28 protein-coding genes are annotated in these 25,022 nt (G+C 59.8%); 20 read left to right on the plus strand and 8 right to left on the minus strand.

Annotated features, from left to right (window positions below):
• The first annotated feature begins 12 nt into the window (after positions 1-12).
• From nuoI to ACQ4V8_RS02855, 13 genes are all read left to right on the plus strand, one after another.
• On the plus strand, positions 13-501 hold the full coding sequence (nuoI, locus tag ACQ4V8_RS02795; protein ID WP_010399726.1) for an NADH-quinone oxidoreductase subunit NuoI: 489 nt from the start codon (positions 13-15) through the stop codon (positions 499-501).
• 66 nt (positions 502-567) lie between these two features.
• Positions 568-1,200 carry an NADH-quinone oxidoreductase subunit J gene (locus tag ACQ4V8_RS02800; RefSeq protein WP_196856308.1) on the plus strand — a complete coding sequence of 211 codons (633 nt, stop codon included), beginning with the start codon at positions 568-570 and terminating at the stop codon, positions 1,198-1,200.
• On the plus strand, positions 1,197-1,505 hold the full coding sequence (gene nuoK, locus ACQ4V8_RS02805; protein WP_010399724.1) for an NADH-quinone oxidoreductase subunit NuoK: 309 nt from the start codon (positions 1,197-1,199) through the stop codon (positions 1,503-1,505). Before ACQ4V8_RS02800 ends, nuoK begins: the two co-directional genes overlap by 4 nt.
• Before the next feature lie 46 nt (positions 1,506-1,551).
• Positions 1,552-3,654: an NADH-quinone oxidoreductase subunit L gene (gene nuoL / locus ACQ4V8_RS02810; RefSeq protein WP_010399723.1), complete on the plus strand. Its 2,103-nt coding sequence runs from the start codon at positions 1,552-1,554 to the stop codon at positions 3,652-3,654.
• Positions 3,655-3,683: 29 nt separating this feature from the next.
• Positions 3,684-5,183, plus strand: a complete 1,500-nt coding sequence (locus tag ACQ4V8_RS02815) for an NADH-quinone oxidoreductase subunit M (protein WP_010399722.1) — start codon at positions 3,684-3,686, stop codon at positions 5,181-5,183.
• Between the two features lie 16 nt (positions 5,184-5,199).
• On the plus strand, positions 5,200-6,702 hold the full coding sequence (gene nuoN / locus ACQ4V8_RS02820; RefSeq protein WP_436570840.1) for an NADH-quinone oxidoreductase subunit NuoN: 1,503 nt from the start codon (positions 5,200-5,202) through the stop codon (positions 6,700-6,702).
• Positions 6,703-6,705: 3 nt separating this feature from the next.
• Positions 6,706-7,035 (plus strand): DUF2818 family protein, encoded by a 330-nt coding sequence (locus ACQ4V8_RS02825; protein ID WP_010399720.1) that lies wholly within the window; start codon positions 6,706-6,708, stop codon positions 7,033-7,035.
• Between the two features lie 58 nt (positions 7,036-7,093).
• The gene (locus tag ACQ4V8_RS02830; protein ID WP_010399719.1) at positions 7,094-7,666 is read left to right on the plus strand and encodes an NUDIX domain-containing protein; all 573 of its coding nucleotides are present in this window, start codon (positions 7,094-7,096) and stop codon (positions 7,664-7,666) included.
• An 8-nt stretch (positions 7,667-7,674) separates the two neighbouring features.
• Positions 7,675-8,373, plus strand: coding sequence for a hypothetical protein (locus tag ACQ4V8_RS02835; protein WP_436570841.1), 699 nt, complete (start codon positions 7,675-7,677; stop codon positions 8,371-8,373).
• Between the two features lie 16 nt (positions 8,374-8,389).
• On the plus strand, positions 8,390-9,133 hold the full coding sequence (gene ispD, locus ACQ4V8_RS02840; protein ID WP_010399717.1) for a 2-C-methyl-D-erythritol 4-phosphate cytidylyltransferase: 744 nt from the start codon (positions 8,390-8,392) through the stop codon (positions 9,131-9,133).
• 10 nt (positions 9,134-9,143) lie between these two features.
• Positions 9,144-9,644: a 2-C-methyl-D-erythritol 2,4-cyclodiphosphate synthase gene (gene ispF, locus ACQ4V8_RS02845; protein ID WP_010399716.1), complete on the plus strand. Its 501-nt coding sequence runs from the start codon at positions 9,144-9,146 to the stop codon at positions 9,642-9,644.
• 159 nt (positions 9,645-9,803) lie between these two features.
• Complete coding sequence (locus tag ACQ4V8_RS02850; RefSeq protein WP_043462458.1) at positions 9,804-10,106, plus strand: hypothetical protein; 303 nt, start codon at positions 9,804-9,806, stop codon at positions 10,104-10,106.
• Between the two features lie 138 nt (positions 10,107-10,244).
• Complete coding sequence (locus ACQ4V8_RS02855; protein WP_070346838.1) at positions 10,245-10,865, plus strand: TetR/AcrR family transcriptional regulator; 621 nt, start codon at positions 10,245-10,247, stop codon at positions 10,863-10,865.
• Here ACQ4V8_RS02855 and ACQ4V8_RS02860 read toward each other — a convergent pair whose 3' ends face one another.
• The gene (locus tag ACQ4V8_RS02860) at positions 10,866-11,204 is read right to left on the minus strand and encodes an MmcQ/YjbR family DNA-binding protein (RefSeq protein WP_010399712.1); all 339 of its coding nucleotides are present in this window, start codon (positions 11,202-11,204) and stop codon (positions 10,866-10,868) included.
• 77 nt (positions 11,205-11,281) lie between these two features.
• Here ACQ4V8_RS02860 and ACQ4V8_RS02865 point away from each other — a divergent pair, with 77 nt between their 5' ends.
• Positions 11,282-11,476, plus strand: a complete 195-nt coding sequence (locus ACQ4V8_RS02865; RefSeq protein WP_436570842.1) for a hypothetical protein — start codon at positions 11,282-11,284, stop codon at positions 11,474-11,476.
• A 252-nt stretch (positions 11,477-11,728) separates the two neighbouring features.
• A complete protein-coding gene (locus ACQ4V8_RS02870; RefSeq protein ID WP_436570843.1) occupies positions 11,729-12,385 on the plus strand; it encodes a CCXG family PEP-CTERM protein in 657 nt (218 codons plus the stop codon).
• An 84-nt stretch (positions 12,386-12,469) separates the two neighbouring features.
• On the opposite strand, the gene ACQ4V8_RS02875 is transcribed toward ACQ4V8_RS02870, so the two are convergent.
• The 4 genes from ACQ4V8_RS02875 to ACQ4V8_RS02890 all read right to left on the minus strand — a co-directional run bounded on the left by ACQ4V8_RS02875 (position 12,470) and on the right by ACQ4V8_RS02890 (position 16,464).
• Positions 12,470-13,450 (minus strand): FHA domain-containing protein, encoded by a 981-nt coding sequence (locus ACQ4V8_RS02875; RefSeq protein WP_436570844.1) that lies wholly within the window; start codon positions 13,448-13,450, stop codon positions 12,470-12,472.
• On the minus strand, positions 13,447-14,859 hold the full coding sequence (locus ACQ4V8_RS02880; RefSeq protein WP_010399709.1) for a S1 family peptidase: 1,413 nt from the start codon (positions 14,857-14,859) through the stop codon (positions 13,447-13,449). The genes ACQ4V8_RS02875 and ACQ4V8_RS02880 overlap by 4 nt, the downstream gene beginning before the upstream one ends.
• 67 nt (positions 14,860-14,926) lie before the next feature.
• On the minus strand, positions 14,927-15,580 hold the full coding sequence (gene ribA, locus ACQ4V8_RS02885; RefSeq protein ID WP_070346835.1) for a GTP cyclohydrolase II: 654 nt from the start codon (positions 15,578-15,580) through the stop codon (positions 14,927-14,929).
• A 182-nt stretch (positions 15,581-15,762) separates the two neighbouring features.
• Positions 15,763-16,464: a pirin family protein gene (locus ACQ4V8_RS02890; protein ID WP_010399708.1), complete on the minus strand. Its 702-nt coding sequence runs from the start codon at positions 16,462-16,464 to the stop codon at positions 15,763-15,765.
• Between the two features lie 166 nt (positions 16,465-16,630).
• Here ACQ4V8_RS02890 and ACQ4V8_RS02895 point away from each other — a divergent pair, with 166 nt between their 5' ends.
• The 3 genes from ACQ4V8_RS02895 to ACQ4V8_RS02905 all read left to right on the plus strand — a co-directional run bounded on the left by ACQ4V8_RS02895 (position 16,631) and on the right by ACQ4V8_RS02905 (position 20,483).
• Positions 16,631-17,554, plus strand: a complete 924-nt coding sequence (locus tag ACQ4V8_RS02895) for a LysR family transcriptional regulator (protein WP_010399707.1) — start codon at positions 16,631-16,633, stop codon at positions 17,552-17,554.
• Between the two features lie 203 nt (positions 17,555-17,757).
• Entirely contained in the window at positions 17,758-19,917 is a 2,160-nt protein-coding gene (locus ACQ4V8_RS02900; protein WP_070346833.1) for a putative bifunctional diguanylate cyclase/phosphodiesterase, read from the plus strand.
• Positions 19,918-20,105: 188 nt separating this feature from the next.
• Positions 20,106-20,483 (plus strand): glutaredoxin, encoded by a 378-nt coding sequence (locus ACQ4V8_RS02905; RefSeq protein WP_010399705.1) that lies wholly within the window; start codon positions 20,106-20,108, stop codon positions 20,481-20,483.
• Positions 20,484-20,506: 23 nt separating this feature from the next.
• Here ACQ4V8_RS02905 and ACQ4V8_RS02910 read toward each other — a convergent pair whose 3' ends face one another.
• The 3 genes from ACQ4V8_RS02910 to ACQ4V8_RS02920 all read right to left on the minus strand — a co-directional run bounded on the left by ACQ4V8_RS02910 (position 20,507) and on the right by ACQ4V8_RS02920 (position 23,360).
• Entirely contained in the window at positions 20,507-20,743 is a 237-nt protein-coding gene (locus ACQ4V8_RS02910) for a DUF3820 family protein (RefSeq protein ID WP_010399704.1), read from the minus strand.
• Between the two features lie 224 nt (positions 20,744-20,967).
• Positions 20,968-22,617: a methyl-accepting chemotaxis protein gene (locus ACQ4V8_RS02915; protein ID WP_043462350.1), complete on the minus strand. Its 1,650-nt coding sequence runs from the start codon at positions 22,615-22,617 to the stop codon at positions 20,968-20,970.
• 281 nt (positions 22,618-22,898) lie between these two features.
• Positions 22,899-23,360 carry a DUF3429 domain-containing protein gene (locus tag ACQ4V8_RS02920; RefSeq protein WP_010399702.1) on the minus strand — a complete coding sequence of 154 codons (462 nt, stop codon included), beginning with the start codon at positions 23,358-23,360 and terminating at the stop codon, positions 22,899-22,901.
• Between the two features lie 308 nt (positions 23,361-23,668).
• On the opposite strand from ACQ4V8_RS02920, the gene ACQ4V8_RS02925 reads away from it, so the two are divergent.
• Positions 23,669-24,067: a thiol-disulfide oxidoreductase DCC family protein gene (locus ACQ4V8_RS02925; RefSeq protein WP_436570845.1), complete on the plus strand. Its 399-nt coding sequence runs from the start codon at positions 23,669-23,671 to the stop codon at positions 24,065-24,067.
• A gap of 227 nt (positions 24,068-24,294) precedes the next feature.
• On the plus strand, positions 24,295-25,008 hold the full coding sequence (locus tag ACQ4V8_RS02930) for an SDR family NAD(P)-dependent oxidoreductase (RefSeq protein WP_029496537.1): 714 nt from the start codon (positions 24,295-24,297) through the stop codon (positions 25,006-25,008).
• Positions 25,009-25,022 lie beyond the last annotated feature (14 nt).

The raw sequence follows: 25,022 nt of genomic DNA on the forward strand, positions 1-25,022 counted from the left end.
GAGTGCATACGAATGGATAAGGTAAAAGATTTCTTCAGCAGCCTCTTGTTAGGTGAGCTGATCAAGGGCATGGCGTTGACAGGCAAGTACATGTTTTCGCGCAAGATCACGGTGCAATTCCCGGAAGAGAAGACACCGATCTCGCCGCGTTTCCGTGGCTTGCACGCGCTGCGCCGCTACCCGAACGGCGAGGAACGCTGCATCGCCTGCAAACTGTGCGAAGCAGTTTGCCCGGCGATGGCCATCACGATCGAATCGGAACAGCGTGACGACGGTTCGCGCCGCACGACGCGTTACGATATCGACTTGACCAAGTGCATCTTCTGCGGTTTCTGCGAAGAGTCCTGCCCGGTCGATTCGATCGTCGAGACGCAAATCCTGGAATATCACGGCGAAAAACGCGGGGATTTGTATTACACGAAAGAGATGTTGCTGGCCGTCGGTGATCGTTATGAAAATGACATCGCTGCTGCGCGCGCCGCCGACGCACCTTATCGCTGATGGATGCGCCGTAGCTGATAAGCTGCGGCGCGCCCCTCGTTCATCTGTACGTCTATTGGGTTTTTTATGGACTTTAAAACAATTTTGTTTTACGCCTTCGCGCTGATCTTGATTCTGGCAGCGACGCGCGTTATCACGGCACGCAATCCGGTCCACGCAGTACTGTTCCTGGTGCTGTCCTTTTTCTCTGCAGCGGGCATCTGGATGCTGCTGCAAGCTGAATTCCTGGCCATCGTGCTGGTATTGGTGTATGTCGGCGCCGTGATGGTGCTGTTCCTCTTCGTGGTCATGATGCTCGATATTAATATCGATCGCATGCGCGAAGGCTTCTGGGGCTATCTGCCTTTGTCGGTGACGGTGGGCGTGATCATCGTGCTGGAAATGGCCGCTGTCTTGTGGCACGGTTTCCGCAACTTTACGCCTAGCATCGCGCCGGTGAACGTCAACCTGGGCGGCACCAAGGAACTGGGCATGCTGATCTACACGAAATACGTGTTCGCCTTCGAAATCGCGGCCGTCGTGCTGCTGGTCGCCATCGTTGCCGCAGTCGCATTGACTTTGCGCAAACGCAAGGACACCAAGCATTTTGCTCCGGGCGATGCCGTGCGCGTCAAGCGCAACGATCGTCTGAAGATCATCAAGATGGACGCGGTTGTCGAGCGTCCTGCCGCTGAGCCGGAAGTTAAGGAGGCACCATGACATTATCGCTCACACATTTCCTGGTCCTGGGCGCGATCCTGTTCGCAATCTCGATCGTCGGTATTTTCCTGAACCGCAAGAACATCATCGTATTGCTGATGGCAATCGAATTGATGTTGTTGGCGGTGAATATGAATTTCATCGCGTTTTCCCATTTCATGGGCGACGCGGCCGGTCAGATCTTCGTTTTCTTCATCCTGACGGTTGCCGCCGCTGAGTCGGCTATCGGTCTGGCTATTCTGGTGGTGATGTTCCGTAATCTGGATACCATCAACGTCGAAGACCTGGACAGCCTCAAAGGCTGATGTTTTTCAGACTCGATCTCTCGAATAATAACGATTAAGGTTCATCATGGCGGGGCAACTCCTCAACCCTAACCTCCTTCTTGCCGTACCGCTGGCGCCGCTGGCCGGTGCTGCGATTGCAGGCTTGCTTGGCACCCAGTTTCTGGGTAATTTGGTCGGACGCAAGACGTCGCATACCGCGACGATCCTGGGCGTACTGATTGCGTTCATCCTGTCGGTGCAGACACTGCTGGCAGTGATGGATGGCGCGACATTCAATGGCACGATCTATAACTGGATGACGATCGGCACCCTGAAGATGGAAGTGGGCTTCCAGATCGATTCGCTGTCGGCGATGATGATGTGCGTGGTCACCTTTGTCTCCCTGATGGTGCACATCTACACGATCGGCTACATGAAAGACGACGAAGGCTATAACCGCTTCTTCGCCTACATCTCGCTGTTCACGTTCTCGATGCTGATGCTGGTCATGGCCAACAACTTCCTGCAACTGTTCTTCGGTTGGGAAGCCGTGGGCCTGGTCTCTTACCTGCTGATCGGCTTCTGGTACCAGCGTCCGACGGCCATCGTCGCCAACATGAAGGCTTTCCTGGTCAACCGCGTGGGCGACTTCGGCTTCATCCTGGGCATCGGCCTGCTGCTGGCCTACGCCGGCAGCATGAACTACCAGGAAGTGTTCGCCAAGAAAGAGGAACTGGCGCTGTTGAGCTTGCCGGGCACCGACTGGGCCTTGCTGACCGTTGCCTGCATCTGCCTGTTCATCGGCGCGATGGGTAAATCGGCGCAGTTCCCGCTGCACGTGTGGCTGCCTGACTCGATGGAAGGTCCTACCCCGATCTCGGCACTGATACACGCCGCGACGATGGTGACGGCCGGTATCTTCATGGTCTCGCGCATGTCGCCGCTGTTCGAACTGTCCGACACGGCACTATCGTTCATCCTGGTGATCGGCTCCATCACGGCGCTGTTCATGGGTTTCCTGGGCATCATCCAGAACGACATCAAGCGCGTCGTCGCTTACTCGACCCTGTCGCAGCTCGGCTATATGACCGTCGCGCTGGGCTCGTCCGCGTACTCCGTGGCCGTGTTCCACCTGATGACGCACGCTTTCTTCAAGGCATTGCTGTTCCTGGGCGCCGGTTCCGTCATCATCGGCATGCACCATGACCAGGACATCCGCAACATGGGTGGCTTGCGCAAATACATGCCGATCACTTGGATCACGTCCCTGGTCGGTTCGCTGGCCCTGATCGGCACGCCGCTGTTCTCCGGTTTCTACTCGAAAGACAGCATCATCGAAGCTGTCGAAGCGACGCACATCTGGGGTGCTGGCTTTGCCCAGTTCGCTGTGCTCGCTGGCGTCTTCGTGACCGCCTTCTATTCGTTCCGCATGTATTTCCTCGTCTTCCACGGCAAGGAACGTTTCGGCCAAGCGCACGCGCACGGTCACGACGACCATCACGCACCGAAAGCGGCCCATGGCGCGCACGGCGATGCGCATGACGATCATGGTCATGAAGAAGACGAAGACGAGCACGCGCACCACGGTCTGGAACCTGGCCAGAAGCCGCATGAATCGCCGTTCGTCGTGTGGTTCCCGCTGGTGATGCTGGCGATCCCGTCGCTGCTGATCGGTTACCTGACCATCGGCCCGATGCTGCATGGCGATTTCTTCAAGGGCGTGATCTTCGTTGGTGAAAACCATCCAGCAATGCAAGAGTTGTCGCATGAATTCCACGGCGCGATGGCGATGGCGATCCACGGCCTGTCGACGGCACCGTTCTGGCTGGCATTGTCCGGCGTGGTGGCAGCTTACTATTGCTATATGGTCAACCCGCGTGTACCGGCCTGGTTTTTTGCCAAGTTCCACGCGATCCACACCTTGCTCGACAACAAGTACTACCTGGATAAGTTCAATGAAGTCGTGTTCGCCGGCGGTGCCCGTTTGTTGGGCAATGGCCTGTGGAACTTCGGTGACAAGAAGCTGATCGACGGTTTCGTCGTCAATGGCAGCGCCAAGGCCGTCGCCTGGCTGTCCTCGCTGTCGCGAGTGTTGCAGACCGGCTACATCTATCACTATGCATTCGTGATGATCCTGGGCGTGCTGGGCTTCCTGATCTATTTCCTGCCATTCTGGCCCGCTAAGTAAGCTGACCTGATAAAAGAATACTGAGAACCATGATGCAGTCTACGATTTCTACATTACCTCCTTACCTGAGTCTGTCGATCTGGGTGCCGATCATTTGCGGCGTCCTGGTCCTGGCTCTCGGCCGTGACAGCAAAGCGGGCTTCACCCGCTGGCTGTCGCTCGCTGGCGCCGTGCTCAGCATGCTGTGCACCTTGCCGCTGATCCAGCATTTCGACAACGCCGCACACGGCATGCAATTCGTCGAAAAAGCACCGTGGATAGCGACCTTCAATATCTGGTACTCGCTGGGTATCGACGGTCTGTCGCTGTGGTTCGTGCCTCTGACGGCCTTCATCACGGTCATCGTCGTCATTTCCGCTTGGCAAGTGATCGAGAAGCGCGTCGCCCAGTACATGGGTGCCTTCCTGATCCTGTCGGGCTTGATGATCGGCGTGTTCTGCGCGCTCGACGGCTTGCTGTTCTACTTCTTCTTTGAAGCAACCCTGATCCCGATGTTCATCATCATCGGTATCTGGGGCGGTTCAAACCGCGTGTACGCGTCGTTCAAGTTTTTCCTGTACACCTTCTTTGGGTCCTTGCTGACCTTGGTTGCCATCATCTACCTGCGCAATGTGTCGGGCACTTTCGACATCCTGGCCTGGCACGCGTTTAAGCTGACGATGCACGAACAGATCTTCATCTTCTTGGCCTTCCTGATGGCGTTTGCCGTCAAAGTGCCGATGTTCCCGGTCCACACGTGGTTGCCGGACGTCCACGTGGAAGCGCCTACCGGCGGTTCCGCCGTACTGGCCGCCATCATGCTGAAACTGGGCGCCTACGGTTTCCTGCGTTTTTCGCTGCCGATCACGCCCGACGCCAGTCACTACCTGTCCGGTTTCATGATCGCCTTGTCGCTGATCGCCGTGATCTACATCGGTCTGGTTGCCCTGGTGCAAACTGACATGAAAAAACTGGTCGCCTATTCGTCGATCGCGCACATGGGTTTCGTCACCCTGGGTTTCTTTATGTTCAACGACATTTCGGTGCAGGGCGGTATCGTGCAGATGGTCTCGCACGGCTTCATCTCCGGCGCGATGTTCCTGTGCATCGGCGTGCTGTATGACCGCATGCATACCCGCAACATCGCCGACTACGGCGGCGTCGTGAATCGCATGCCGAAATTTGCTGCCTTCTTCGTGCTGTTCTCGATGGCTAACTGCGGCTTGCCAGCCACGTCCGGCTTTGTCGGCGAGTTCATGGTGATCCTGGGCGCGGTGCAATTCAACTTCTGGATCGGCTTGCTGGCTGCAACGGCACTGATCTGGGGCGCGGCGTACTCGCTGTGGATGGCCAAGCGCGTGGTGTTCGGCAAGATCAAGAACAAGCATGTGGCTGAACTGACCGACATCAACAAACGTGAATTCTTCATGCTTGCTGTGCTGGCCATCGCCGTGCTCGTGATGGGTCTGTACCCAGCCCCGTTCACCGACACGATGCAAACTTCGGTTGCCGACCTGCTGCAGCATGTCGCCATCAGCAAGTTGCCTTAAATAGAAGACCGATAACATGACTAATGCACCTAATCTGGTACCGCTGTACGCGGAAATCTTTCTGCTGATCGCCACCTCGGCGATCTTGCTGATCGATATGTTCTTGCCTGCGGCGAAGCGTTCGATCACCTATGCGCTGTCGCTGCTGACCTTGGCCGGCTGCGCCTTGCTGACCGTGGGCGACTTCAACGCGGGCACCACCGTCTACACGTTCCACAATATGTTCGTGTCGGACCCGATGTCGCAGTTGCTCAAACTGTTCTCGTACGGCGCCGTGGCGCTCACCCTGATCTACTCGCGTACCTATGCCACCGACCGCAGCATGCTGTCGGGCAACCTGGGCGGCGAGTTCTACGTGCTGGCCCTGTTTGCACTGCTGGGCCAGATGATCATGATCTCGGCCAACAACTTCCTGATCATCTACCTGGGTCTGGAACTGATGTCGCTGTCGCTGTACGCGCTGATCGCCTTGCGCCGTGACAATGCCAAGGCCACGGAAGCGGCCATGAAATACTTCATCCTGGGCGCACTGGCTTCCGGTTTCATGTTGTACGGTATCTCGATGCTGTACGGTGCCTCCGGCACGCTGGACCTGGGCGAACTGCGCGTGGCGCTGGAAAACGGCAAGACCAACGGTACCATCATGGTCTTCGGCCTGGTCTTCCTGGTCGCCGGCCTGGCCTTCAAACTGGGCGTTGTGCCATTCCACATGTGGGTGCCTGACGTGTATCAAGGTTCGCCGACGGCCGTGACGTTGCTGCTGGGCGCGGCGCCGAAACTGGCTGCGTTTGCCATCACCCTGCGTCTGCTGGGCGAGGGCTTGCTGCCGATGGCGCATGACTGGCAGCAAATGCTGCTGGTGCTGGCCGTGATGTCGCTGGCGATTGGTAACTTCACCGCCATCGCGCAAACCAATTTGAAGCGCATGCTCGCGTATTCGACCATCGCGCAAATGGGCTTCGTGCTGCTGGGCCTGCTGTCCGGTACCGTGGACGCAGCCAACAACACCCTGAACGCGGCTGGCGCAGCGACCGCCTACGGCGCCGCGATGTATTACGTCATTACCTATGTGTTTACCACCCTGGGTACCTTTGGCGTGATTATGTTGCTGGCACGTAACGGTTTTGAAGCGGAAGAACTGGCTGACTTCAAGGGCCTGGGCAAACGCAGCCCGATCTTCGCGCTGGTGATGACGCTGTTCATGTTCTCGCTGGCCGGCGTGCCGCCGCTGATGGGATTCATGGCCAAGTACTCGGTGCTCGCTTCCGTGCTGGCCACGGGCCAGTTGTGGCTGACCATCGCTGCCGTGCTGTTCTCGCTGATCGGTGCCTTCTACTATCTGCGCGTCGTGAAAATGATGTGGTTCGACGAGCCGACCGACAGCAACGCATTGGTCGTGCATGGCGACATGCGCGTCGTGCTGGCCCTGAATGGCGTGTTCGTCCTGGCGCTCGGCGTGATGCCTAACAGCATCCTCGCTGCCTGCGCCACTGCCATCACCAAGACCCTGGCGTCCTGATCGATGGATGTCACCGCCTCAAGTTGGCTGCTGATCGCCCTGGGTATCCTGGGCGCCAACCTGCCATTCTTGAACGAGAAACTGTTTGCCGCCGTGCCCTTGAAAAGGGCGCAGCTGGCAGAGGGCGGCAAAAGCTGGCGCAAGCCGCTGGCACTGCGCTTGCTGGAGATGGTAATTCTGTACTTCATCGTCGGCGCCGTGGCGTTCGGTCTCGAAGCGCGCATCGGTAACGCATTCCCGCAGACGTGGGAGTTCTATGCGATTACCGGCTGTCTGTTCATGGTGCTGGCGTTCCCAGGCTTTGTCGGACGCTACTTGCGTAAACGCCGTTAGCAGCATCTACCGAAAGCGGCGCCTCTGGCGCCGTTTTTTATTGAACATAAGGAAATGCATGGATACCCAATCCACCGATACGCAATTGATTGAAACCAAAGTGGACGGCGAGCTCGTCTACCAAGGCGGCTTCCTGCGCGTGCAGCGCGACCGTGTCGCCCTGCCTGACGGCAAGATCACGGCGCGCGAATTCATCCTGCATCCGGGCGCCGTCGTCATCCTGCCGCTGCTCGACGATGGCAGCGTACTGATGGAACGCCAGTACCGCTATCCGCTGGACCGCGTGTTTATCGAATTCCCGGCCGGCAAGATCGATGCGGGAGAGTCGCACCTGGCGTGCGCCCAGCGCGAGTTGCTGGAAGAGACTGGTTATACGGCCAGCGACTGGCATTTCGTGTCCACCATTCATAACGCCATCGCCTATTCCGACGAACACCTGGAACTGTTTTTGGCGCGTGGCCTGGTGGCCGGTGAGCGCCAGCTCGACGACGGCGAATTCCTCGAAACGTTTACGGCCACCGTGCCGCAGCTGCTCGACTGGGTCAAGGATGGCACGATTACGGATGTCAAAACCGTCATCGGCATCTTCTGGCTCGACAAGATCACCAGCGGCGCCTGGCAAACGGCTTGATCCTGCGCATGCGTAAGGTGATTTTCCTGCTGCTTGCCGGTGTCACCTTCGGTGCCCATGCGCAGGCCCGCACGCCGTTCCAGGTGCGCTGCGAAGACACGATCAGCAAGACGGTGTCGGTACTGACGGCGCAGCAGAACGGCTACAGCATCGACACGCATCTGCCGTACAAGGCCTTGACGGTGATGAAGGGCATGGCACGCGCCAATACCTGGGTGCTGGGCTTGACGAAGACCGAGTCGCAAGTGCAGATTGGCCTGGCCGGACCGATGTTGCAAGACCCTGCCAGCGGCTACGAATGTGTGGCGCCACAGATTTCCGTCAAGCTCAATTACGCTCCCGTGGTCATTTACATCGGCCGCGAGTTCGCCCCCGGCACTTGCGCGTATGATGAAATACTCACGCACGAGCTGCGGCACATGAAAACCTATATGGAACATTTGCCGCGCGTGGAAAAGACCGTGCGCGCGGCACTGGCCAAGCGCTTCGAGGCCCGGCCCTTGTACGCGCCCAGCGGAACGGCCAAGTCGGCGTTGGCGCGCGAGATCGACACGGGCTGGTTGCCGTACGTCAAGGCCGAGATGCGCAAGGTGGAAGTCTTGCAGGCGGCCATCGATACACCGCAAGAATATGCGCGCCTGAGCAAGGCGTGCAATGGCGAAATCCAGACTATATTGGCCGGCAAGACACAAGCCGCCCAGCACTGACACGACAAGGAAACGCATGCCAGCAGTACCGAATCGCCCCCGTTATTTTGCGCTGATCCCCGCCGCTGGCGTGGGCGCGCGCATGCAAGCGGGCAGTCCCAAGCAATACCTGCCCATCGCGGGCAAGCCCATGCTGCGCCACGCCGTGGACGCCTTTCTCGCCAGCGCGCTGATTGCGCACACGTATATTGTCGTCAGCGCTGACGATGGGCAGATCGATGGCCTGCTGCCAGATCAAGGCGCGGAGCACGGCGTCACCGTGTTGCGCTGTGGCGGTGCCACGCGCATGGACACGATCTTGAATGCCTTGCAGGCACTGCACGCCTGCATCGATGCCCACGACCAGGTGCTGGTGCACGACGCAGCGCGGCCCGGCCTGACGCCGGCGCTGATCGCAAAGCTCATCAACGAGGTGGGCGCGCATCCGGCAGGCGGCTTGCTGGCCTTGCCCGTGGTCGATACGGTCAAGCGGGCGGGGGCGGACACGGGTGGCGCCAGCATGTCGGCCCAGACGGTGCCGCGCGACGGTCTGTGGCTGGCGCAGACGCCGCAAATGTTTTCCTATGCCTTGCTGCACCAAGCGCTGTCGCAAGCGCCCGATCCGCACGCCATCACGGACGACGCCAGCGCCGTCGAAGCGCTGGGCCTGGCACCCATGCTCGTCGAGGGCCATCCGCGCAACCTGAAGGTGACCTTGCCGCGCGACATACACACGGCCGAGCTGTATTTGGCCCATTCTTCGCCCATTCCTGAATTTTAAAGAGACTTGCATGCACACGACGACTCCCGTACTGCCTTTCCGTATCGGCCAGGGCTATGACTGCCACGCGCTGGTGGAAAACCGCGACCTCATCATTGGCGGCGTGAACATCCCGCACCACTTGGGCTTGCTTGGACACTCCGACGCCGACGTGTTGCTGCACGCCATCACGGATGCCATCTTCGGCGCCGCCGCGCTGGGCGACATCGGCCGCCATTTCCCCGATACGGACGCGCAATTCAAGGGCGCCGATTCGCGCACGCTGCTGCGCGAAGCCGCGCGCCGCGTGCAAGCGAGCGGTTATAGCATTGGCAATATCGACGCCACCATCATCGCCCAGCGCCCGAAGATGGCGCCGCATATCGCCGCCATGTGCGCCAACGTGGCCGAAGACCTGGGCGTCGCTGTGGGGCAGGTCAACATCAAGGCCAAGACGAATGAAAAGCTGGGCTACCTCGGACGTGAAGAAGGCATCGCGGCCGAAGCCGTGGCCTTGCTGCTGCGCGCCTGAGCCAGCGCCTTCGCATTGTCCTCCGGCAGGACAGAGATCGTGCTTGCGACTTCCTGGCTGGGATATCGACCGCTTCGCCGCCGGGCGTCGTGGCGCAGTCGCACGCCAGGCGCCATCTTCGCTTAAGATGGCGCCTTTCTTCCAGTGAAGGTGGCGCTGATGGCCCGAGATACCTATGCATACCGGCACGTTGCCGTCGAATCGCGCGCGATCAATGGCCATGTGGAAATTCGCCCCGTACCGGGCCAGGCTTTTTCGCCGGAACTGGCCGTGCAGTGCTCGCGTCGTCTGGTCGATCTGCTGCGCTACCCGCTGGGTAGCCGGTTCTTATTATTGGCCAAGCTGACGGACCGCCTGGGCGGCACGCCCTTCCTGTATGCCTATCATGGTGACGCAGACGTCGTGATGACGCCGGCCGAAGTGAGCAAATTCCTAGGCGAGTTTCGCCGCGGGCGTATCTGAGGCGGCTTTCTTGCTATGCCATGCAGGCCGCGCCGGTGGTGTTTGCATGGGGAAGTCCTGAAAGGCGAGAGGTTTTTAACCGGTCGGTATATAGTCAGTCCGGGCAGACATGGTTGTCAATAATTTTTACCGAACGGCATGAAACAAGACAAAGAAGTGCAAGCCCCCAAGGCGAAAATGGGCCGTCCGCGCACCTTCGACGCGGATGAGGCGCTCGATTGCGCCATGAAGGTGTTCTGGGAAAAAGGCTATGAAGGCAGTTCTTTGCCGGAATTGACGAAAGCCATGGGCATGAACCGGCCCAGCCTGTATGCCGTCTTCGGCAATAAGGAACAACTATTCCACAAGGCGCTGGAGCGCTATAGCGACACGCGCATGCAGTTTTTCGATGCGGCGCTCGAGCAGCCGAGCGCGCGCCAGGTGGTGGAAGCCTTGCTGACGCAGTATGTCGACGCGCAAACCATGCCCGATGGCCCGCACGGCTGCATGGGCGTGAATGCGGCGCTCGCCTGCAGCGACGATGCCTTGCCGATCCGCGATGAATTGTTTGCGCGCCGCTTGCGCAGTGAAATCAAATTGCGCGAACGCTTGCGGCGCGCCAAGGAGGAGGGCGATTTGCCGCCCGATTCCTGTCCTGAGCAGCAGGCGCGCTTTGTCGTGACCCTGTCGCAGGGCATGGCGATCCAGGCGGCGGCGGGTGTCTCGCGCGAGCAATTGCAGCAGATGGTGGGATTGCTGCTGCGCAATTGGCCGCTGTAACTACTCTGCCGGCGAGATGGTCTTGGCCAGCTCGCTAGGCGCCTTGCGCCGCCAGGCGGCAGTCAGGGCGGCGGCCAGCATGTCCAGCTCAGCATCGGCCAGGCGCACCGTGATGCCGGTCAGCCGTTCGCCCCACCATAGTTTTTCGCAGCCGGACGGCGAGATGACGGTGGCAATATGCGCCGCTTCCGCATCGAGCAGCACGTTGATATGCTCGTCGTCGGGCAGGGTGGCAAAGATCTTCCCGCCCACGCGAAAGGCTGGACGCTCGTGGTGTTCTTCCTCGGTGGTGTCGGGAAACGACAGTGCCAGATAGCGTAGTTCTTCCAGGTCGACCATTTCCTCTTACTCCCTCAACGAACAGATAGCGGCATGCATGTATTTTGCCACGCTGTTTCGCCGCGTGGTGCAGCCGCATGCGAAAAGAAATGCGCACGATGCGACACTGGCCGGTGACTTTGTGGTGTCTGCGCGACATGTCAGAAGACAGCACAGGACTGCGACAGGCGCGCATCCTGTGGTTTCTGGCCGGTTTTTCTGCCAAAAGTGATGTTGTCATAAAATTATCTTACATGGCAAAAAGAAAAATACTTTTCTTCCATGAAATTTAAGTTAGAATAGATTCATCGTATTACCTGAACCGTCAATTGGCAGGCTTTATCCCGGGAACCCGAACCCTTTCCAGGATGCGCTCAGTGTTGCCATGGCGCTGCCACAAGACCTTGTTTTGTGTGGAGGCTGCGCTCCTGACTGATCAGCCTGCAATTTCCGTGCGACGCGCACACGCCTCAATGCAGCGTGTATTTAGCGCAAGCGCCTTCAAACCTGCTGTGCCCGTTAAATTTTACTGACTGGATACTTATATGAAAAACTTGCCTAAAATCGCCCTGTCCCTGATCGCTGTTGCTGCGTTTGCCCAAGCAAACGCTAGCACCATCACACTCTCCACTGGCTACTCGACTGCCGGTGCGCAAACTTCCGCTGGCGCTTACCAGTCCGTGGTCAATGCTGCCGTCGCCACGCCGGGCGCCGGCTATGGTACGACGACGATTGCCAGCTACAACAACGTCACGAATCGCAGCCTGTTCGGCAGCGGTTCGAACATCGCCTTCAAGGCGGTGATCAATTTCGGTGTCAGCGCAGCCGATGCGGGCGCCTGGAGTTTCCGTAGTGGCGTCGATTTCGGCAAGGGCGGCGCCCTGTTCCTCGACGGCGTGGCGCTGAATATGAAGAGCAACGACCTGTGGTGGGCTGGTAATTACAACAATGCCAATCAGTTCCTCGCCGGTTCGAGCACCTTGTCGGCAGGTAACCATACCTTGAGCATCTTCGGCCTGGAAGGCTGCTGCGATGGCGGCCAGCAAGTCCAGTTCAAGGCCGGCAAAGGCAATTTCACCAGCTTTTCCAGCACCGACGGCCTGGTCTCGGCCGTGCCGGAACCAAGCACCTACGCCATGCTGTTGATCGGCCTGGGCTTGTTGGGTTTTACCGCACGCCGCAAGCAGAACATCAAGTTCTAAGCAACTAGCCTGCGCGCTTCGCGGCGCATGTAAAAAAGCCCGCCGGTCTGTCAAGACCTGGCGGGCTTTTTGTCTGATGGAAGCTTATTCTGCGCTGTCTTCGTCGTCATCGCTGCCCTTGGCCGCTTTGCCGCGCTCGGCGTCCACGGCGCGCTGCAAGGCGGCCGCATCGCGCCAAAAAGCCGCGGTCGTGTGATCCGGACTCAGGCGCAATGCAGGCGGGTAAATCGCCGACATGTAGGCCTCGTCGGCCAGGCGGCCGTTGATTTGCAGGTTGCTCAGCAGGATCAGTGTCGAGCCGATGATGGCCAGCACCACGGCAACGAGGCCGAAGCGGCGCCGGTGTCGCGGTTTGATCGTACACAAGTGGTAGTAGATCATGGCGCAGGCAATGACAATGAATAGATGCCGCCCGTAGCGCGTCAGCACTTCCAGCGACAGCGCATACGCCGCGACGCTGCTGCCCAGTTCCCACACCTCCATGCACAACAAGCCGCAGCCGATGATGAACAGGTGGCGGCCGAAGCGCGCCACATGCCCAAACAGGCGATTTGCCGCGGTCCAGATCGACGCCCATACGAGGCCGCCGGCGAGCGCGTAAGCGATGATCATCAGGCTGGCAATCGGGTCAAAGGCTTCCGCGTCACCGAGCCAGTTACTGAAGGCGGCCGAAGCGCCTATCATGGCCAGGCCGGCGATGGCGGGGCGCAAGCCTTCCCATTCGTGCCTGCTGGTGTCGCTCAGTTCGGGCGCAACAGGGTGGTCGCTGGCGCGCACGCGCAGGAGCGTGTGGCCCAGGCGCACGATGCTGTTGCCGTTCAAGGCCACGCGCAGTTGCCGCTGTCCCCGGTGGATCACGCCATTCTGGCTGCCCAGATCGCGCAACAGCAGGCCGCCGGTGCCATCATCTTCGACGATGGCGTGCTCGGCTGCCGTGTGCGCGTCATCGAGGATGACGTCATTGTCGTAGCCACGGCCGATGCGAATCGGCAGCGATACCATTTGCTGGCGTTGCCGCACCTCGCCATTGTCGGCGAGTATTTCGATGAAGTACGGTGCTTTCATGGCTGGCCTGTCCCGCCGGTGGCCGGTGCCCGCGATAGTGCTTCGAGGAAGGTGCGCGTGACGCGCATACCGTTGGCGTAGGACACGCCGCGCGCATCGATGCGGCTTTGCAAGCTCATGAGTGGCGCATCGGTGCTGGCGGCCAGCAGGGCAAAATCGTACAGGCCGGTAAACTTGCGGTAGGCGCGCACGCACAGCACGGCGCGCAGAGGCAGGGTGCTGTTCTTAACGAACTGTTCGGTGCAATGGGGACCCGTCAGGTGCGCGCTCTTGTAGCTGCCGAAACTTTCATTCTTGAACGAGGTGCTGGCCAGCTCGGAAAAGCGCAGCGCGCCCAGTTCGCTGCTGCGCAAGAATTCGTGGCGCATCGACACTTGCCCCGTCTGCAGGGCGCCAGAAATGAAAATCGCCGATTCCATGGCGCAGCTGGTGTTGTCGAGCATGTAGGGCTTGTCGGCTTTGACGTTGGAGCGGCCCCAGCAGCGCATCTGGTCCGACTCGCGCACGGGCACGCGATATGGGCCCATGGCTTTCAGGCTCAAGGGCGTGTCGAGCAGGCGCGCCAGCATGGCATCCTGGTGCGCGAGCAGCTGCGCCGTCACTAGCGGCTTGAAGTCTTTCGGCGGTTTGCCTTGCAGGGCCACCTTGGCCAGCAATTGCTGGGCATAGCGGGCTGGCACCAGAAAACTGACGAGTTCGCCATCGAGGCGTTTCGATACATTCACGCCGGCCACGTCGCCCGTCGCGGTGACGCTGGGGCCGCCGCTCATGCCGGCATTGATCGGTCCCGTGAACATCAGCTGGTCGTAGAAGCTGCGCGTGACGATGCCGTTGTACGCGCCTTCCGAGATGGCGAAGCCCAGGTCCAGCGGATTGCCCATCGAATAAAGATATTGGCCCTGAACCAAGGGTGCCAGTGGTTCCGGCATCTTGAAAAAACCGGTGCCGTGGCGGTTCACGCGCAAGACGGCCAGGTCGTGCAGCACATCGACGGCCAGCAATTCCACATTGCCGCGCTGGCCGCTGGTGTCGACCCATTCGCCGACATAGGTATCGGGGTCGAGCGCGAATTGCGACACGACATGATAGTTACTCACCACCAAGTTGCCCGTGCCGATCAAAAAGCCTGAGCCGACCGACGATTGCGTGCGGCCGTTCTTCAGCAGCACGCGCACTTGCAGGATGTCGGCACGCGCGGCCGTGTACAGTTTTTGCGCGGCCGACGAGGGCGGTGGCAAGGCCGCATGTTCGGTGGCGACGGACGTAGTGGTGGCCGCTGGCGGCTTGGCGCTTGGAGTCGACGTACTGGTCGCCGCTGCGGTGGCGGTGCCTGCGGCAGCGGAGGCCGCGTGCAGCCCTGCGGCAGCGCACAGGCCGGCCAGCAAGAAGGCGTAGTGAGATAATTTCATGCATCCTTTGTGCGTAAGCCGCAGCGACGCTGGCGCGGGCCGGCGCCCAGGCTGCGCGCGCCGGCCATTACAGGGCGCCGTCTTCCAGCGCCGGCGCCGTTTCCGGCGTCATCATGTGACCCAGTTTGCTTTGCTTGGTATTGAGGTAGTGCTGGTTGAAGGCGTTGCGGTTGACCAGCAGCGGCACCCGTTCGGTCACCGTGATGCCCAGCGCTTCCATGGCGGCGATCTTGCGCGGGTTGTTCGTCATCAAGCGCAGGCTGTGGATGCCGAATTGCGCAAACATGGGCTTGCACAAGGTGTAATTGCGCGCGTCGGCCTTGAATCCCAGCTGTTCATTCGCCTGTACCGTGTCGGCGCCCGCTTCCTGCAGGCGATAGGCGCGGATCTTGTTGATCAGGCCAATGCCGCGGCCTTCCTGGCGCAGGTACAGCAAAATACCGCGGCCTTCCTCGGCGATGCGTTTCAAGGCGCCTTCGAGCTGGGCGCCGCAGTCGCAGCGCTGGGAAAACAGCACGTCGCCTGTCAGGCACTCGGAATGCACGCGCGCCAGTACCGGTTCGCCGTTGCCGACATCGCCCAGCACCATGGCCAGGTGTTCCTTGCCCGTGGCGTGTTCGACAAAGGCGTGCAGCGTGAACTGGGCCCACGGCGTCGGCAGTGCGCAGGAAGTCGTGTAATCCAATTCGCCTGTCGCCAGGAGGTCTGCGCCGCTTTGCATGGTTGTGCTCATATAGGTAATTGTCAAAAATAAAGGCGCGCGGTACCACTGCGGTGCCGACGCGCCCTGCCATCATACCAAAAAGCAGGGGAAACCATTTCCCCTGGCTGAGATTTGAATGCTGGAATGTCTGGTGCTGTTCCTTTATTTGCGGCCGGATCCGGCTTTTGCAAGACGGCTCCCTACCCGGGCAAATCGAAGAGCAGCACTTCCGCCTCGTGCGCCTGGGTCAACGTCACTGCCGCTTCCTGCATTAATTTTAGCGCATCGCCCGCTTTGAGCGCTGTGCCATTGACGACCAGGCTACCGCGGATCAGGTGCACATAAGCGTTGCGGCCTTCGTCCAGCGCATGTTCAGCTTGCTCGCCTTCGTGCAGGATGCTGGCGTAGATGGCCGCATCCTGGTGGATCAGTACGGAACCCTGGCGTCCATCGCTGGAGGCGATCAGGCGCAGCTTGCCGCGTTTGCTTTGCGGCGTGAAATGTTTTTCTTCATAGCTGGGCGCAATGCCTGTCACGTTCGGCTGGATCCATATCTGCAGGAAGTGCAAGCCATCCGTGGCGGAATGGTTGAACTCGCTGTGACGCACGCCGCTGCCGGCGCTCATGCGCTGCACATCGCCGTAATGCAGGACCGAACCGGTGCCCATGCTGTCCTTGTGTTCAAGCGCGCCGTCGAGCACATACGAAATGATTTCCATATCGCGGTGGCCGTGCGTGCCGAAACCCTGGCCTGGCGTGACGCGGTCTTCATTGATGACCAGCAGGGGGCCAAAACCCATGTGCAGCGGATCGTGGTAGCTGCCAAAAGAAAAGCTGTGATGGGAATTGAGCCAGCCGTGGTTGGCGGCACCGCGTTGCTCGCTATGACGAATCTGTAACATGCTGGACTCCGTTTCTATAAGTGAATGTGCGATAATTTCGAAGGACCGTTGCCTGGCAGTTGCTTTGGCGTCTTTTCTCGACTTTTCTGCGCCATTTAGCAAGTATAGGCCGGCCAGGCTGGAAAGAAAAACGGAAAATATATCATGCTATGATCGAAAAAATCGAATGTTAAGACTGAGCCTGGAAGCTTTGCAAATCGTCGATGCCATCGACCGCCGTGGATCGTTTTCAGCGGCCGGCAAGGAGTTGCATAAAGTACCGTCCACCATTTCCTACACGGTGGCCAAGCTGGAAGACGACTTGGGTGTACAGGTATTCCAGCGCAACGGTCCGAAAGTCATGCTGACGACGGCTGGCCAGGAATTGCTGAAAGAGGGCCGCTACCTGCTGAAGGCAGCGCAGGACCTCGAGCATCGCGTGCGCCGGGTGGCTTGCGGCTGGGAGACGGAATTGTCCATCGGCATCGATTCCATGTTTTCCGCCGTGGCGCTGGCCGACGACGTGCGCGCTTTTTATGCGGTAGCCGAGCAGACGCGCTTGCGCCTGTCGCAAGACACCCTGTCGGGCACCTGGGAATCGCTGCTGGAGCGGCGGGTCGACCTGCTGCTGGGCGCGCCCGGCGACGGGCCGGCCGGTGGCGGCTACATTGCGCAGCCGATCGGCATGCTTGACTTTGTGTTTGCCGTCGCCCCCACGCACCCGCTGGCACAGGTGGCGCAACCCTTGTCGCGCGCTCACTTGCAGCAGTACCGGGCAGTGGTGGTGGCTGATTCGGCGCGCCATTTGGCGCCGCGCACCGTGGGTGTGCTGTTGGGGCAAGATGTCTTGAGCGTGCCGAACATGCAGGTCAAGTTCGATTATCAGGTGCTGGGGCTGGGCTTTGGCTTCTTGCCGGGGCCGTGTGCGCGCGCCGCTATCGCCAGCGGCTTGTTGGTGGAAAAGGCCGTGGAAGAGCCAAAACCGTCAGAAACGTTTTACCTGGCGTGGCGCGTGGGTGAGGATGGCGCCGCGCTGCGCTGGTGGATGGCGCGCATGCGCGAACCCGATGTATTTGCCCGCCTGGCACAGCATCTGCCGGGCCGCGCCTGAGCCAAGACCGTGACGCGGTGCGATATGCTTCTGCTGAGGTCTTAAAATGTTGACATACGTCAACATTTTTAAGTTACCATATTCATAGTATTTCCACCGTCTTTCTGTCCTGACCTCCATGCCCCTGAGTGGGATTTTGATGATTACACACACCGCAGCGCCTCTGATATGTTTCCCTGACTTGGCACACGCGCGAGGTTGCCATGCTTGAAGCGAAGGTCGCGCTGTGCCTGCGCCTGGCGCAGGATGCCCGTGAACAGGCCGGGCCGCAGCAGGAGGCCACCCTGTTGCGGCTGGAGCAAGAGCTGCAGCGGCTGCGCGTCGCCGGCCGGCCCGTGGTGCGCGTGGCGCCGGCCGATGCCTTGCTGGAAATCGACCCCGATGGCTTCCTGATCGGCTGGAACCATGGTGCCGAACAGATGTTCGGCTATTCCGAACTCGAGGCGCTGGGCCAGCACATCCTGTTTTTGTATCCCGAAGACGATGCGGAAGCGAGCGTGCTGGAACTGCATTTCATGCAGGGCGACGTGGCGACCGATGTGCGCCGGCGCAAGAAGTCGGGCATGGTGACGTGGCTGCGCATGCACCGCCACCTGATCTACGATCAGTCGGGCAAGGCTTGCGGCATGGCCGTGCGCCTGTCGGCCATGAGCGAACCGCTGTCCGACGTGGATAAGGTGAAGTTGCACGCACGCATCATCGAAGATAGCGAGCAAGCCGTGCTGATCACGGATGCGGAGGAGCGCATCGTCTCCATCAACAGTTCCTTTAGCCGCATCACCGGCTATTCGCCGGCCGAGGCTATCGGCCGCACCCCCGATTTGCTGCGCTCGGGCGTGCACGACCCCGACTTCCGCGCCAAGGTGCGCGCCGCCATGCGGGGCCACGGTTCCTGGCGCGGCGAAATCATCGGTAAGCGCAAGAATGGCCAGCTATTCCCGCAAGATGTCACGATCAGCGTCGTGCGCGATGAATTTGGCGAAATCAGCCATGTGTTTTCCCTGTTTTCCGATATCTCAGTGCACAAGGATGCCGAGGCGCGCATGCAGCGCATGGCCAACTATGACAGCCTGACGGGCTTGCCTAACCGCTGCCTGCTGAACCAGCTGGTGGATCAGGGCCTGGCCGAAGCGAAACGGCAGGGCACGCATGGCGCGCTGATGGTCATCGACATCAGTCGTATCGGTTCCATCAGCGATACCTTGGGCCATGAAGTGGGCGACCAGCTGGTGATCGCCATCGGCCGGCTGTTCCTGGGCGCGCTGCGCGATGCCGACATTCTGGCGCGCGTCGATAACAGCAAATTTGTCGTGGCGTTGTTGCACATCGAAAAGCGCGAACACGCGGCGAATGTGGCGCAAAAACTGCTCAGCTTGCTTGAAGCACCGATCAATATTGATGCGCACGCCCTGCACGTGGGCGCGAGCATCGGCATTACCGTGTATCCGGAAGACGGCCTGGAAGCGCCCGCCCTGTTCCGCTTTGCCGACGTGGCCGTGGCCAAGGCGGGGCAGGCCATCGAATCGACCTTCCTGTTTTATCGTGAAGACATGAACAGGCGGGCCAAGGAGCATTTGCGTCTGGAAAGCGAAATGCGATTGGCGCTGGGCGACAAGGAGCTGGAATTACATTACCAGCCGAAAGTGAGCCTGGCCAGCGGCCGCATCGTGGGCGCGGAAGCCTTGCTGCGCTGGAAGCATCCGATGCGCGGCATGGTCTCGCCCGGCCTCTTCATTCCTGTTGCCGAGGAAACCAGTTTGATTCTGGAGCTGGGCACCTGGGTGCTGGACGAGGCCTGCCGCCAGATCCGCAGCTGGGAAGACCGTGGCTTGCATATGCCGGCTATCGCCGTCAACCTGTCGGCGCGCCAGTTCGATGAGCAGTTGCCGGCGCGCATAGCTGCCGTGCTGGAGCGCTACCAGGTGCGGCCCGACCAAATCATGCTGGAAATCACGGAAAGCCTGCTGATGCGCGGTGCCGACAAGGTGATCGACATCATGAACCAGCTGGTGGCCATGGGCCTGGCGCTGGCGCTGGACGATTTTGGTACCGGTTATTCCAGCCTGGCGTATTTGAAAAAATTCCCCATCAGCACATTAAAAATTGACCGCTCGTTTGTGATCGGCTTGCCCTTCGAGGAAAACGATTGCGCCATCGCCCGCGCCATCGTGACCATGGCGCAACAGTTGCGCCAGGAAATCGTCGCGGAAGGGGTGGAAACGGCCGAGCAAATGCGCTTCTTGCGCGAACTGGGCTGCGATCAGCTGCAAGGCTATCTATTCAGTCCGGCCGTGCCGGCGGCGCAATTCGAGGCGATGCTGCGCGAGGGGCGGCAACTGCGCCTAGAAACGGTGAGCGCTTAAGCGATGCCGAGCTGCACTTTTGCCAGCAGGTCATCGTGCATCACGCGCTTGCAAGCACCGGTGGGCCGGCATTCGCAGGCCCGCCCTCACGACGATGGCGTGCCTGCGTTCCCGCATGCCCACGCCAGCCTGTGCGCATGGCACAATACGTCATTCGCACGCTACGTTCCACCAACCCCAGGACTTTCATGACCCGCGCCATCCTTGACGAAGACCAGATCCATCCCGCCGCCCGCGCTTTGATCGGCAGCAAGCACACGGACATCGTGCGCGAGGTGCAGGCTGCCATCGCCACACACCAGGTGGTGGTGGTCGGCATGGCGTTCAATCCGTTTCCGCGCAAAGCGCGCAAGATGCTCGACGTGTTGGGCACACCTTATCAATACCTGCAATACGGCAGCTATTTGAATCAGTGGCACCGGCGCAATGCTTTAAAAATGTGGACGGGCTGGCCCACGTTCCCCATGATTTTTGTCAACGGCATTCTCATCGGTGGCGCCAGCGAGCTGCAAAAGCTGGTGGAAAATGGCGCGTTCAGCGCCATGCTGGCGAAGAAAATGCGCTAGTTTTAAGGCTGGTCTTACGCTCCTTACTCACCCGGCCGCCACGGCGACTTGTGCGTGCGCAAGGGATCGAGCAGGCTGCGCAAATCGTTGTGGTCGAGCTCGTACATCAGCGCGATTAAACTGCCCAGTTCGCCCGAGGGAAATCCCTCGCGCGCGAACCAGCCCAGGTAGTGCCCCGGCAAGTCGGCCAGCAGCCGTCCTTGATATTTCCCATATGGCATTTCGCGCGCGACTAGCAGCGCCAGTTTTTCTGAATTCATGCAAGGGCCCCGGATGTGATCGGACCAGTGTAGCAGATGCCCAGATGACGGATTTTAGTGCAAGGGCGCTGCCTAGTTCCAGGTGCTGCGGAGGCTGCATGCACGGCGTAGCTGCTACTGTACAAAAAACGCCCAGTCAGCACGAAAAATGCCAGTGTCACTGGGTCTGTCGCTGGTGCTGCAGACCCCGATGCCAACATTGAAACATGCGCTCATGCACGCGTCTATCGCGGTATGGCCACGCGGCCGGCAGTCAGCAAGGCATGCGTCTTGAGGCCGGCATGCGTGATGCTGGCGCTATCTGCCGCATTGGCGGTGAGCTGGAATACGCCGACTACTTCGGCTAGCATCTGCGCTTCTTTCTGCAACGCTGCCGCTGCGCTGCTGGCTTGTTCGACCATGGCGGCATTTTGTTGCGTCGCTTCATCCATCTCGCCCACGGCCTGGTTGACCGATTCGATGCCGGTGTTTTGTTCCTGGCTGGCCAGGCTGATCTCCGCCATGATGGCAGTGACGCGTTTTACGCTGCTCACAATCTCTTCCATCGTCGCGCCGGCATCGTCAACCAGGCGCGCGCCGATTTCAACGCGCTGCACCGAGCTGCCAATCAGGGTCTTGATTTCGCTGGCGGCTGAAGCCGACCGCTGAGCCAGGTTACGCACCTCGGTTGCCACGACAGCAAAGCCGCGGCCCTGCTCGCCGGCGCGCGCCGCTTCCACGGCGGCATTGAGCGCCAGGATATTGGTCTGGAATGCAATCGAGTCGATCACGCCGATGATGTCGACAATTTTCTTCGACGATTCATTGATTGCCGCCATCGTTTCGACCACTTGCGCGACCACGACCCCGCCACGTACCGCCACTGCGGATGCCGACTCGGCCAGTACATTGGCCTGCTGCGCATGCTCGGTATTCTGGCGCACGGTGCCGGTTAATTCCTGCATCGACGAGGCGGTCTCTTCAAGCGTTCCTGCCTGGCGCTCGGTGCGCGATGAGAGATCGAAGTTGCCCGCCGCGATCTCGGTCGAGGCGTTGAAAATCGTTTCGGTGCCGGTGCGCACCTGGGCAACAATGTCGACCAGATTGTCGCGCATTTTTTTCATCGCGAACAACAGGCTGCTGTGGTCGTCTTTCGCGGTGTGTATATCGACGGACAAGTCGCCAGCAGCGATGCGGGTGACGATACTGACGGCGTAATCGGGTTGTCCGCCGAGTTGCAGCAGCAGTCCGCGACCGATATACCAGGCACTGCTTACGCCAGCGGCAATGGCAATTGAACACAGCACCAGCATCCAGGTGAAAAAGCTGCTGCTCAGCTCGCGCGCGCCGGCGGTAGCCTCCTGGCTCATTTTTTCTTCCAAGTCGATCAGCGTGTTCACCGACGCCAACCAGTCGACGAAGGCCGGACTGACCTGCTGTGCCAGCAGGCTCGAAGCCTGCGGCAACTGCCCGGCGTTACGCAACTCAATCACCTTGGAGATCAACGGTTGCACGCGGCGCTCGGTTTCCTTGATGGTGGCCAAGGCCGCTTTTTCGTCGGCAGTCACATCACCGGCAAACAAGGCATCGAGGGGAGCGGCAGATTGCTGGTATTTTTCGTCAAGCGCCTTGATTTTCTTTACCTGCGCCTGCACGGCCGTGTCGTCAGTGGCCAGCACCACGTCGCGCACGGCAATCGCGCGGTCGTGGACGCTGCCGCGAAAGTTGATCGCGTGGCGTTGTTTAACGTTATTGACATCGTTGACGCGGCTGAGCGTTTGGTCGATACTGCCGACCCGATTCATGGCCAGGCCGGTGAGTATGATGGTCAGCGCAAAAGTGATGCCGAAGCCGATTGCCAGCCGGGTGCCGACGCTTTGAGTGGAATTGTTCATGCAAGTGTCCATGTAGGTTGCCGGATGGGGCGATAAGGCAGCTATTGTCCGATAAATGGTGATTCTTTGCTGCGACGGCTGTAGCGAGCAGGCAGGGCTGCGAACTGAAGTGAGTTGCATCGGACTGCTTGCAATGCAGGCGCAGCGCGCAAAGACCGGATGTTCTAAAAATTGTGGATTGCTTCAGTCGCTGAGCGACTTGCCTGGGGGCTAAGCGTTAGCCTTGGGACGTGACTGCTTGTCGAGGATGAAAGCTGGCTCGCCAGTGCTCTGATGGTGCGTCACAGCATGCTGCGTAAATGCCCGGCGAAGCTGGTGCCCAGCAAGCTCGCTGCAGCGACGATAGACAACTGCAGTCGCATCGGCAGATACCAGGCGGGCAGCCCGGCGTGCCTGAAGAGTCGCCAGTCCTGCAAGTAATGGACGCCAAAGCCGGTGGCCAGCAAGGCACTGCCAGCAAGCGGATCAAGCGCCAAGGCCAGCCAAGCGAGCAAGGCGGGAATCACGCTCCAGGCATAGCAGACGTTGCGCTTGCGATCACTGATGAACTGTGTGCTCATGGCGAAACCCCAATGTAGCGCACCGACAAAACTGAGGATCACAGCGCCGTATTGCAGTGATAAATGCTGCCAGATGCCGCTGCGTGGCGTATCGAGACAGGTCGCCGCCAATAAGGCAAGGAACGGTATCAGGCCGGCGTAAGCGAGGCAGGCAACGATGCGCGGCGTGCGGGCCGGGCTCATTTTGCGCGTACCATGTCGTTAGCAGTGCCGCCGCTGGCACCCTCGCGGCAGATCATGCGGCTGACCTTTTCCCGCCTTGAGCTGGCGCCGGCAACGCGCGCACATGCCGACATTGGCGCACCGCTCACACCGGCTTTCAATTCTCGCTTGTTCATGCAGCCCTCTTTGCTTGTTAATGCCATGCGGCATGTTTCGTTGCGCGAGCAACCATGGGCAGATTGTAGCTATAATGAACCGCATAGTCTAATGTAAAATGGGTCAATGTAGGTTCATCGCAACAAGTGCTATATATTTTAAGAGGTCATGTTATGCCCAAACCTGCTGAAAACGGTGTCGCGACGACGGTTTTTTTTGATGGCTCCTGCCCTCTGTGTCGATGGGAAATCAGCCACTATCAAGCTACTGTGCCGGTCAGTGCCATCGACTTTGTCGATGTCAGCAATAACAAGCAAGCCGCAATGGCGGGGTGCAGTTGCAGCGAGTTGATGGCCCGCTTTCATGTGCGGACGAAAGAGGGCGTGATGCTCAGCGGCGCGGCGGCCTTCGTTGCGCTATGGTTGTTATACCCGAGCTGGCGCTGGTTGGGAAAATTGGGCTCATTGCCCGGTATGCCAGTGGTGCTGGAGTTGCTGTATCGCGGCTTCTTGCGCCTGCGTCCCGGCATCCAGTGGCTAGTCAGGAAATTCGCCAATGACAAGGCGCGGTAGTGTCAGCACGGTTGCTCATATTGGGCGCGGCGCAGCTTGGGTGGGGTGGCCATCAGCATGGTAAAAGGTCATGCTGGTAGTTCAATATGCCGATATTTAGAACCGATAATGAACCGCTTTTTGTGCGGGGAGGGCGCAAAACGCGCTGGACACCCCTGGCGCCGGCCGCTAAGCTAAGGCGCGACGGTGTGGCACAAGCCAGACAGCAACACCCCCACCACCCTTGAATGGAGCAACTTGCCATGATGTCTAGTCTTCCTGATCAGTTTCACGCCTTGGTGATCGGAGCCTCGGGCGGCATCGGCGCCGCATTCGTCGACCTGCTCGCTGCCATGCCACGCTGCGCATCTGTGTGCGGCCTGCATCGTCATTCGACACCGCGCATCGACTTTGCCGATGAAAATAGTATTGCCGAGGCCGCAAGAGAGCTTTCTTCCAGGCGGCATTTCCACCTGATCATCAACGCCGCTGGCATGCTGCACGATGGCACTGTCATGCCTGAGAAACGCCTGGCTGACCTCAATTATCAGCAGATGCAAACAATTTTCCAAACCAACACCATGGGTCCGGCATTGCTCATGCGTCATTTCTTGCCGCTGCTCGACGGTGAGCGCGCCATCATGGCCATGTTATCGGCGAAAGTGGGCAGCATTGGCGACAACCAGCTCGGCGGCTGGTATAGCTACCGCGCTTCAAAGGCCGCGCTTAACATGTTGGTCAAGACGGCAGCCATCGAACTGGCGCGCAGCCAGAAGCACAGCGTGCTCGTGGCGCTGCATCCGGGCACCGTCAGCTCGCGCTTGTCGCAGCCATTTCGCGGTGAGCTTATCGGACGTCCGGCGCAGGCCGCCGCCAGCGACATGCTCGCTGTATTAAACACCCTCAGCCCGTCTGACAGCGGTACATTCTTGGCATACGACGGCACGCGCCTGCCCTGGTAGGACACAGCGCGCCG

Origin of the sequence: Janthinobacterium paucivorans, assembly GCF_051380805.1 — a bacterium.
In the GTDB taxonomy this organism is placed as follows: Bacteria; Pseudomonadota; Gammaproteobacteria; order Burkholderiales; family Burkholderiaceae_D; genus Janthinobacterium; species Janthinobacterium lividum_D.

Coding starts and splice junctions, on each gene's coding strand:
- nuoI (WP_010399726.1), top strand. CDS start 13: ATGGATAAGGTAAAAGATTTCTTCAGCAGCCTCTTGTTAGGTGAGCTG.
- ACQ4V8_RS02800 (WP_196856308.1), top strand. CDS start 568: ATGGACTTTAAAACAATTTTGTTTTACGCCTTCGCGCTGATCTTGATT.
- nuoK (WP_010399724.1), top strand. CDS start 1,197: ATGACATTATCGCTCACACATTTCCTGGTCCTGGGCGCGATCCTGTTC.
- nuoL (WP_010399723.1), top strand. CDS start 1,552: ATGGCGGGGCAACTCCTCAACCCTAACCTCCTTCTTGCCGTACCGCTG.
- ACQ4V8_RS02815 (WP_010399722.1), top strand. CDS start 3,684: ATGATGCAGTCTACGATTTCTACATTACCTCCTTACCTGAGTCTGTCG.
- nuoN (WP_436570840.1), top strand. CDS start 5,200: ATGACTAATGCACCTAATCTGGTACCGCTGTACGCGGAAATCTTTCTG.
- ACQ4V8_RS02825 (WP_010399720.1), top strand. CDS start 6,706: ATGGATGTCACCGCCTCAAGTTGGCTGCTGATCGCCCTGGGTATCCTG.
- ACQ4V8_RS02830 (WP_010399719.1), top strand. CDS start 7,094: ATGGATACCCAATCCACCGATACGCAATTGATTGAAACCAAAGTGGAC.
- ACQ4V8_RS02835 (WP_436570841.1), top strand. CDS start 7,675: ATGCGTAAGGTGATTTTCCTGCTGCTTGCCGGTGTCACCTTCGGTGCC.
- ispD (WP_010399717.1), top strand. CDS start 8,390: ATGCCAGCAGTACCGAATCGCCCCCGTTATTTTGCGCTGATCCCCGCC.
- ispF (WP_010399716.1), top strand. CDS start 9,144: ATGCACACGACGACTCCCGTACTGCCTTTCCGTATCGGCCAGGGCTAT.
- ACQ4V8_RS02850 (WP_043462458.1), top strand. CDS start 9,804: ATGGCCCGAGATACCTATGCATACCGGCACGTTGCCGTCGAATCGCGC.
- ACQ4V8_RS02855 (WP_070346838.1), top strand. CDS start 10,245: ATGAAACAAGACAAAGAAGTGCAAGCCCCCAAGGCGAAAATGGGCCGT.
- ACQ4V8_RS02860 (WP_010399712.1), bottom strand. CDS start 11,204: ATGGTCGACCTGGAAGAACTACGCTATCTGGCACTGTCGTTTCCCGAC.
- ACQ4V8_RS02865 (WP_436570842.1), top strand. CDS start 11,282: ATGCGAAAAGAAATGCGCACGATGCGACACTGGCCGGTGACTTTGTGG.
- ACQ4V8_RS02870 (WP_436570843.1), top strand. CDS start 11,729: ATGAAAAACTTGCCTAAAATCGCCCTGTCCCTGATCGCTGTTGCTGCG.
- ACQ4V8_RS02875 (WP_436570844.1), bottom strand. CDS start 13,450: ATGAAAGCACCGTACTTCATCGAAATACTCGCCGACAATGGCGAGGTG.
- ACQ4V8_RS02880 (WP_010399709.1), bottom strand. CDS start 14,859: ATGAAATTATCTCACTACGCCTTCTTGCTGGCCGGCCTGTGCGCTGCC.
- ribA (WP_070346835.1), bottom strand. CDS start 15,580: ATGCAAAGCGGCGCAGACCTCCTGGCGACAGGCGAATTGGATTACACG.
- ACQ4V8_RS02890 (WP_010399708.1), bottom strand. CDS start 16,464: ATGTTACAGATTCGTCATAGCGAGCAACGCGGTGCCGCCAACCACGGC.
- ACQ4V8_RS02895 (WP_010399707.1), top strand. CDS start 16,631: ATGTTAAGACTGAGCCTGGAAGCTTTGCAAATCGTCGATGCCATCGAC.
- ACQ4V8_RS02900 (WP_070346833.1), top strand. CDS start 17,758: ATGCTTGAAGCGAAGGTCGCGCTGTGCCTGCGCCTGGCGCAGGATGCC.
- ACQ4V8_RS02905 (WP_010399705.1), top strand. CDS start 20,106: ATGACCCGCGCCATCCTTGACGAAGACCAGATCCATCCCGCCGCCCGC.
- ACQ4V8_RS02910 (WP_010399704.1), bottom strand. CDS start 20,743: ATGAATTCAGAAAAACTGGCGCTGCTAGTCGCGCGCGAAATGCCATAT.
- ACQ4V8_RS02915 (WP_043462350.1), bottom strand. CDS start 22,617: ATGAACAATTCCACTCAAAGCGTCGGCACCCGGCTGGCAATCGGCTTC.
- ACQ4V8_RS02920 (WP_010399702.1), bottom strand. CDS start 23,360: ATGAGCCCGGCCCGCACGCCGCGCATCGTTGCCTGCCTCGCTTACGCC.
- ACQ4V8_RS02925 (WP_436570845.1), top strand. CDS start 23,669: ATGCCCAAACCTGCTGAAAACGGTGTCGCGACGACGGTTTTTTTTGAT.
- ACQ4V8_RS02930 (WP_029496537.1), top strand. CDS start 24,295: ATGGAGCAACTTGCCATGATGTCTAGTCTTCCTGATCAGTTTCACGCC.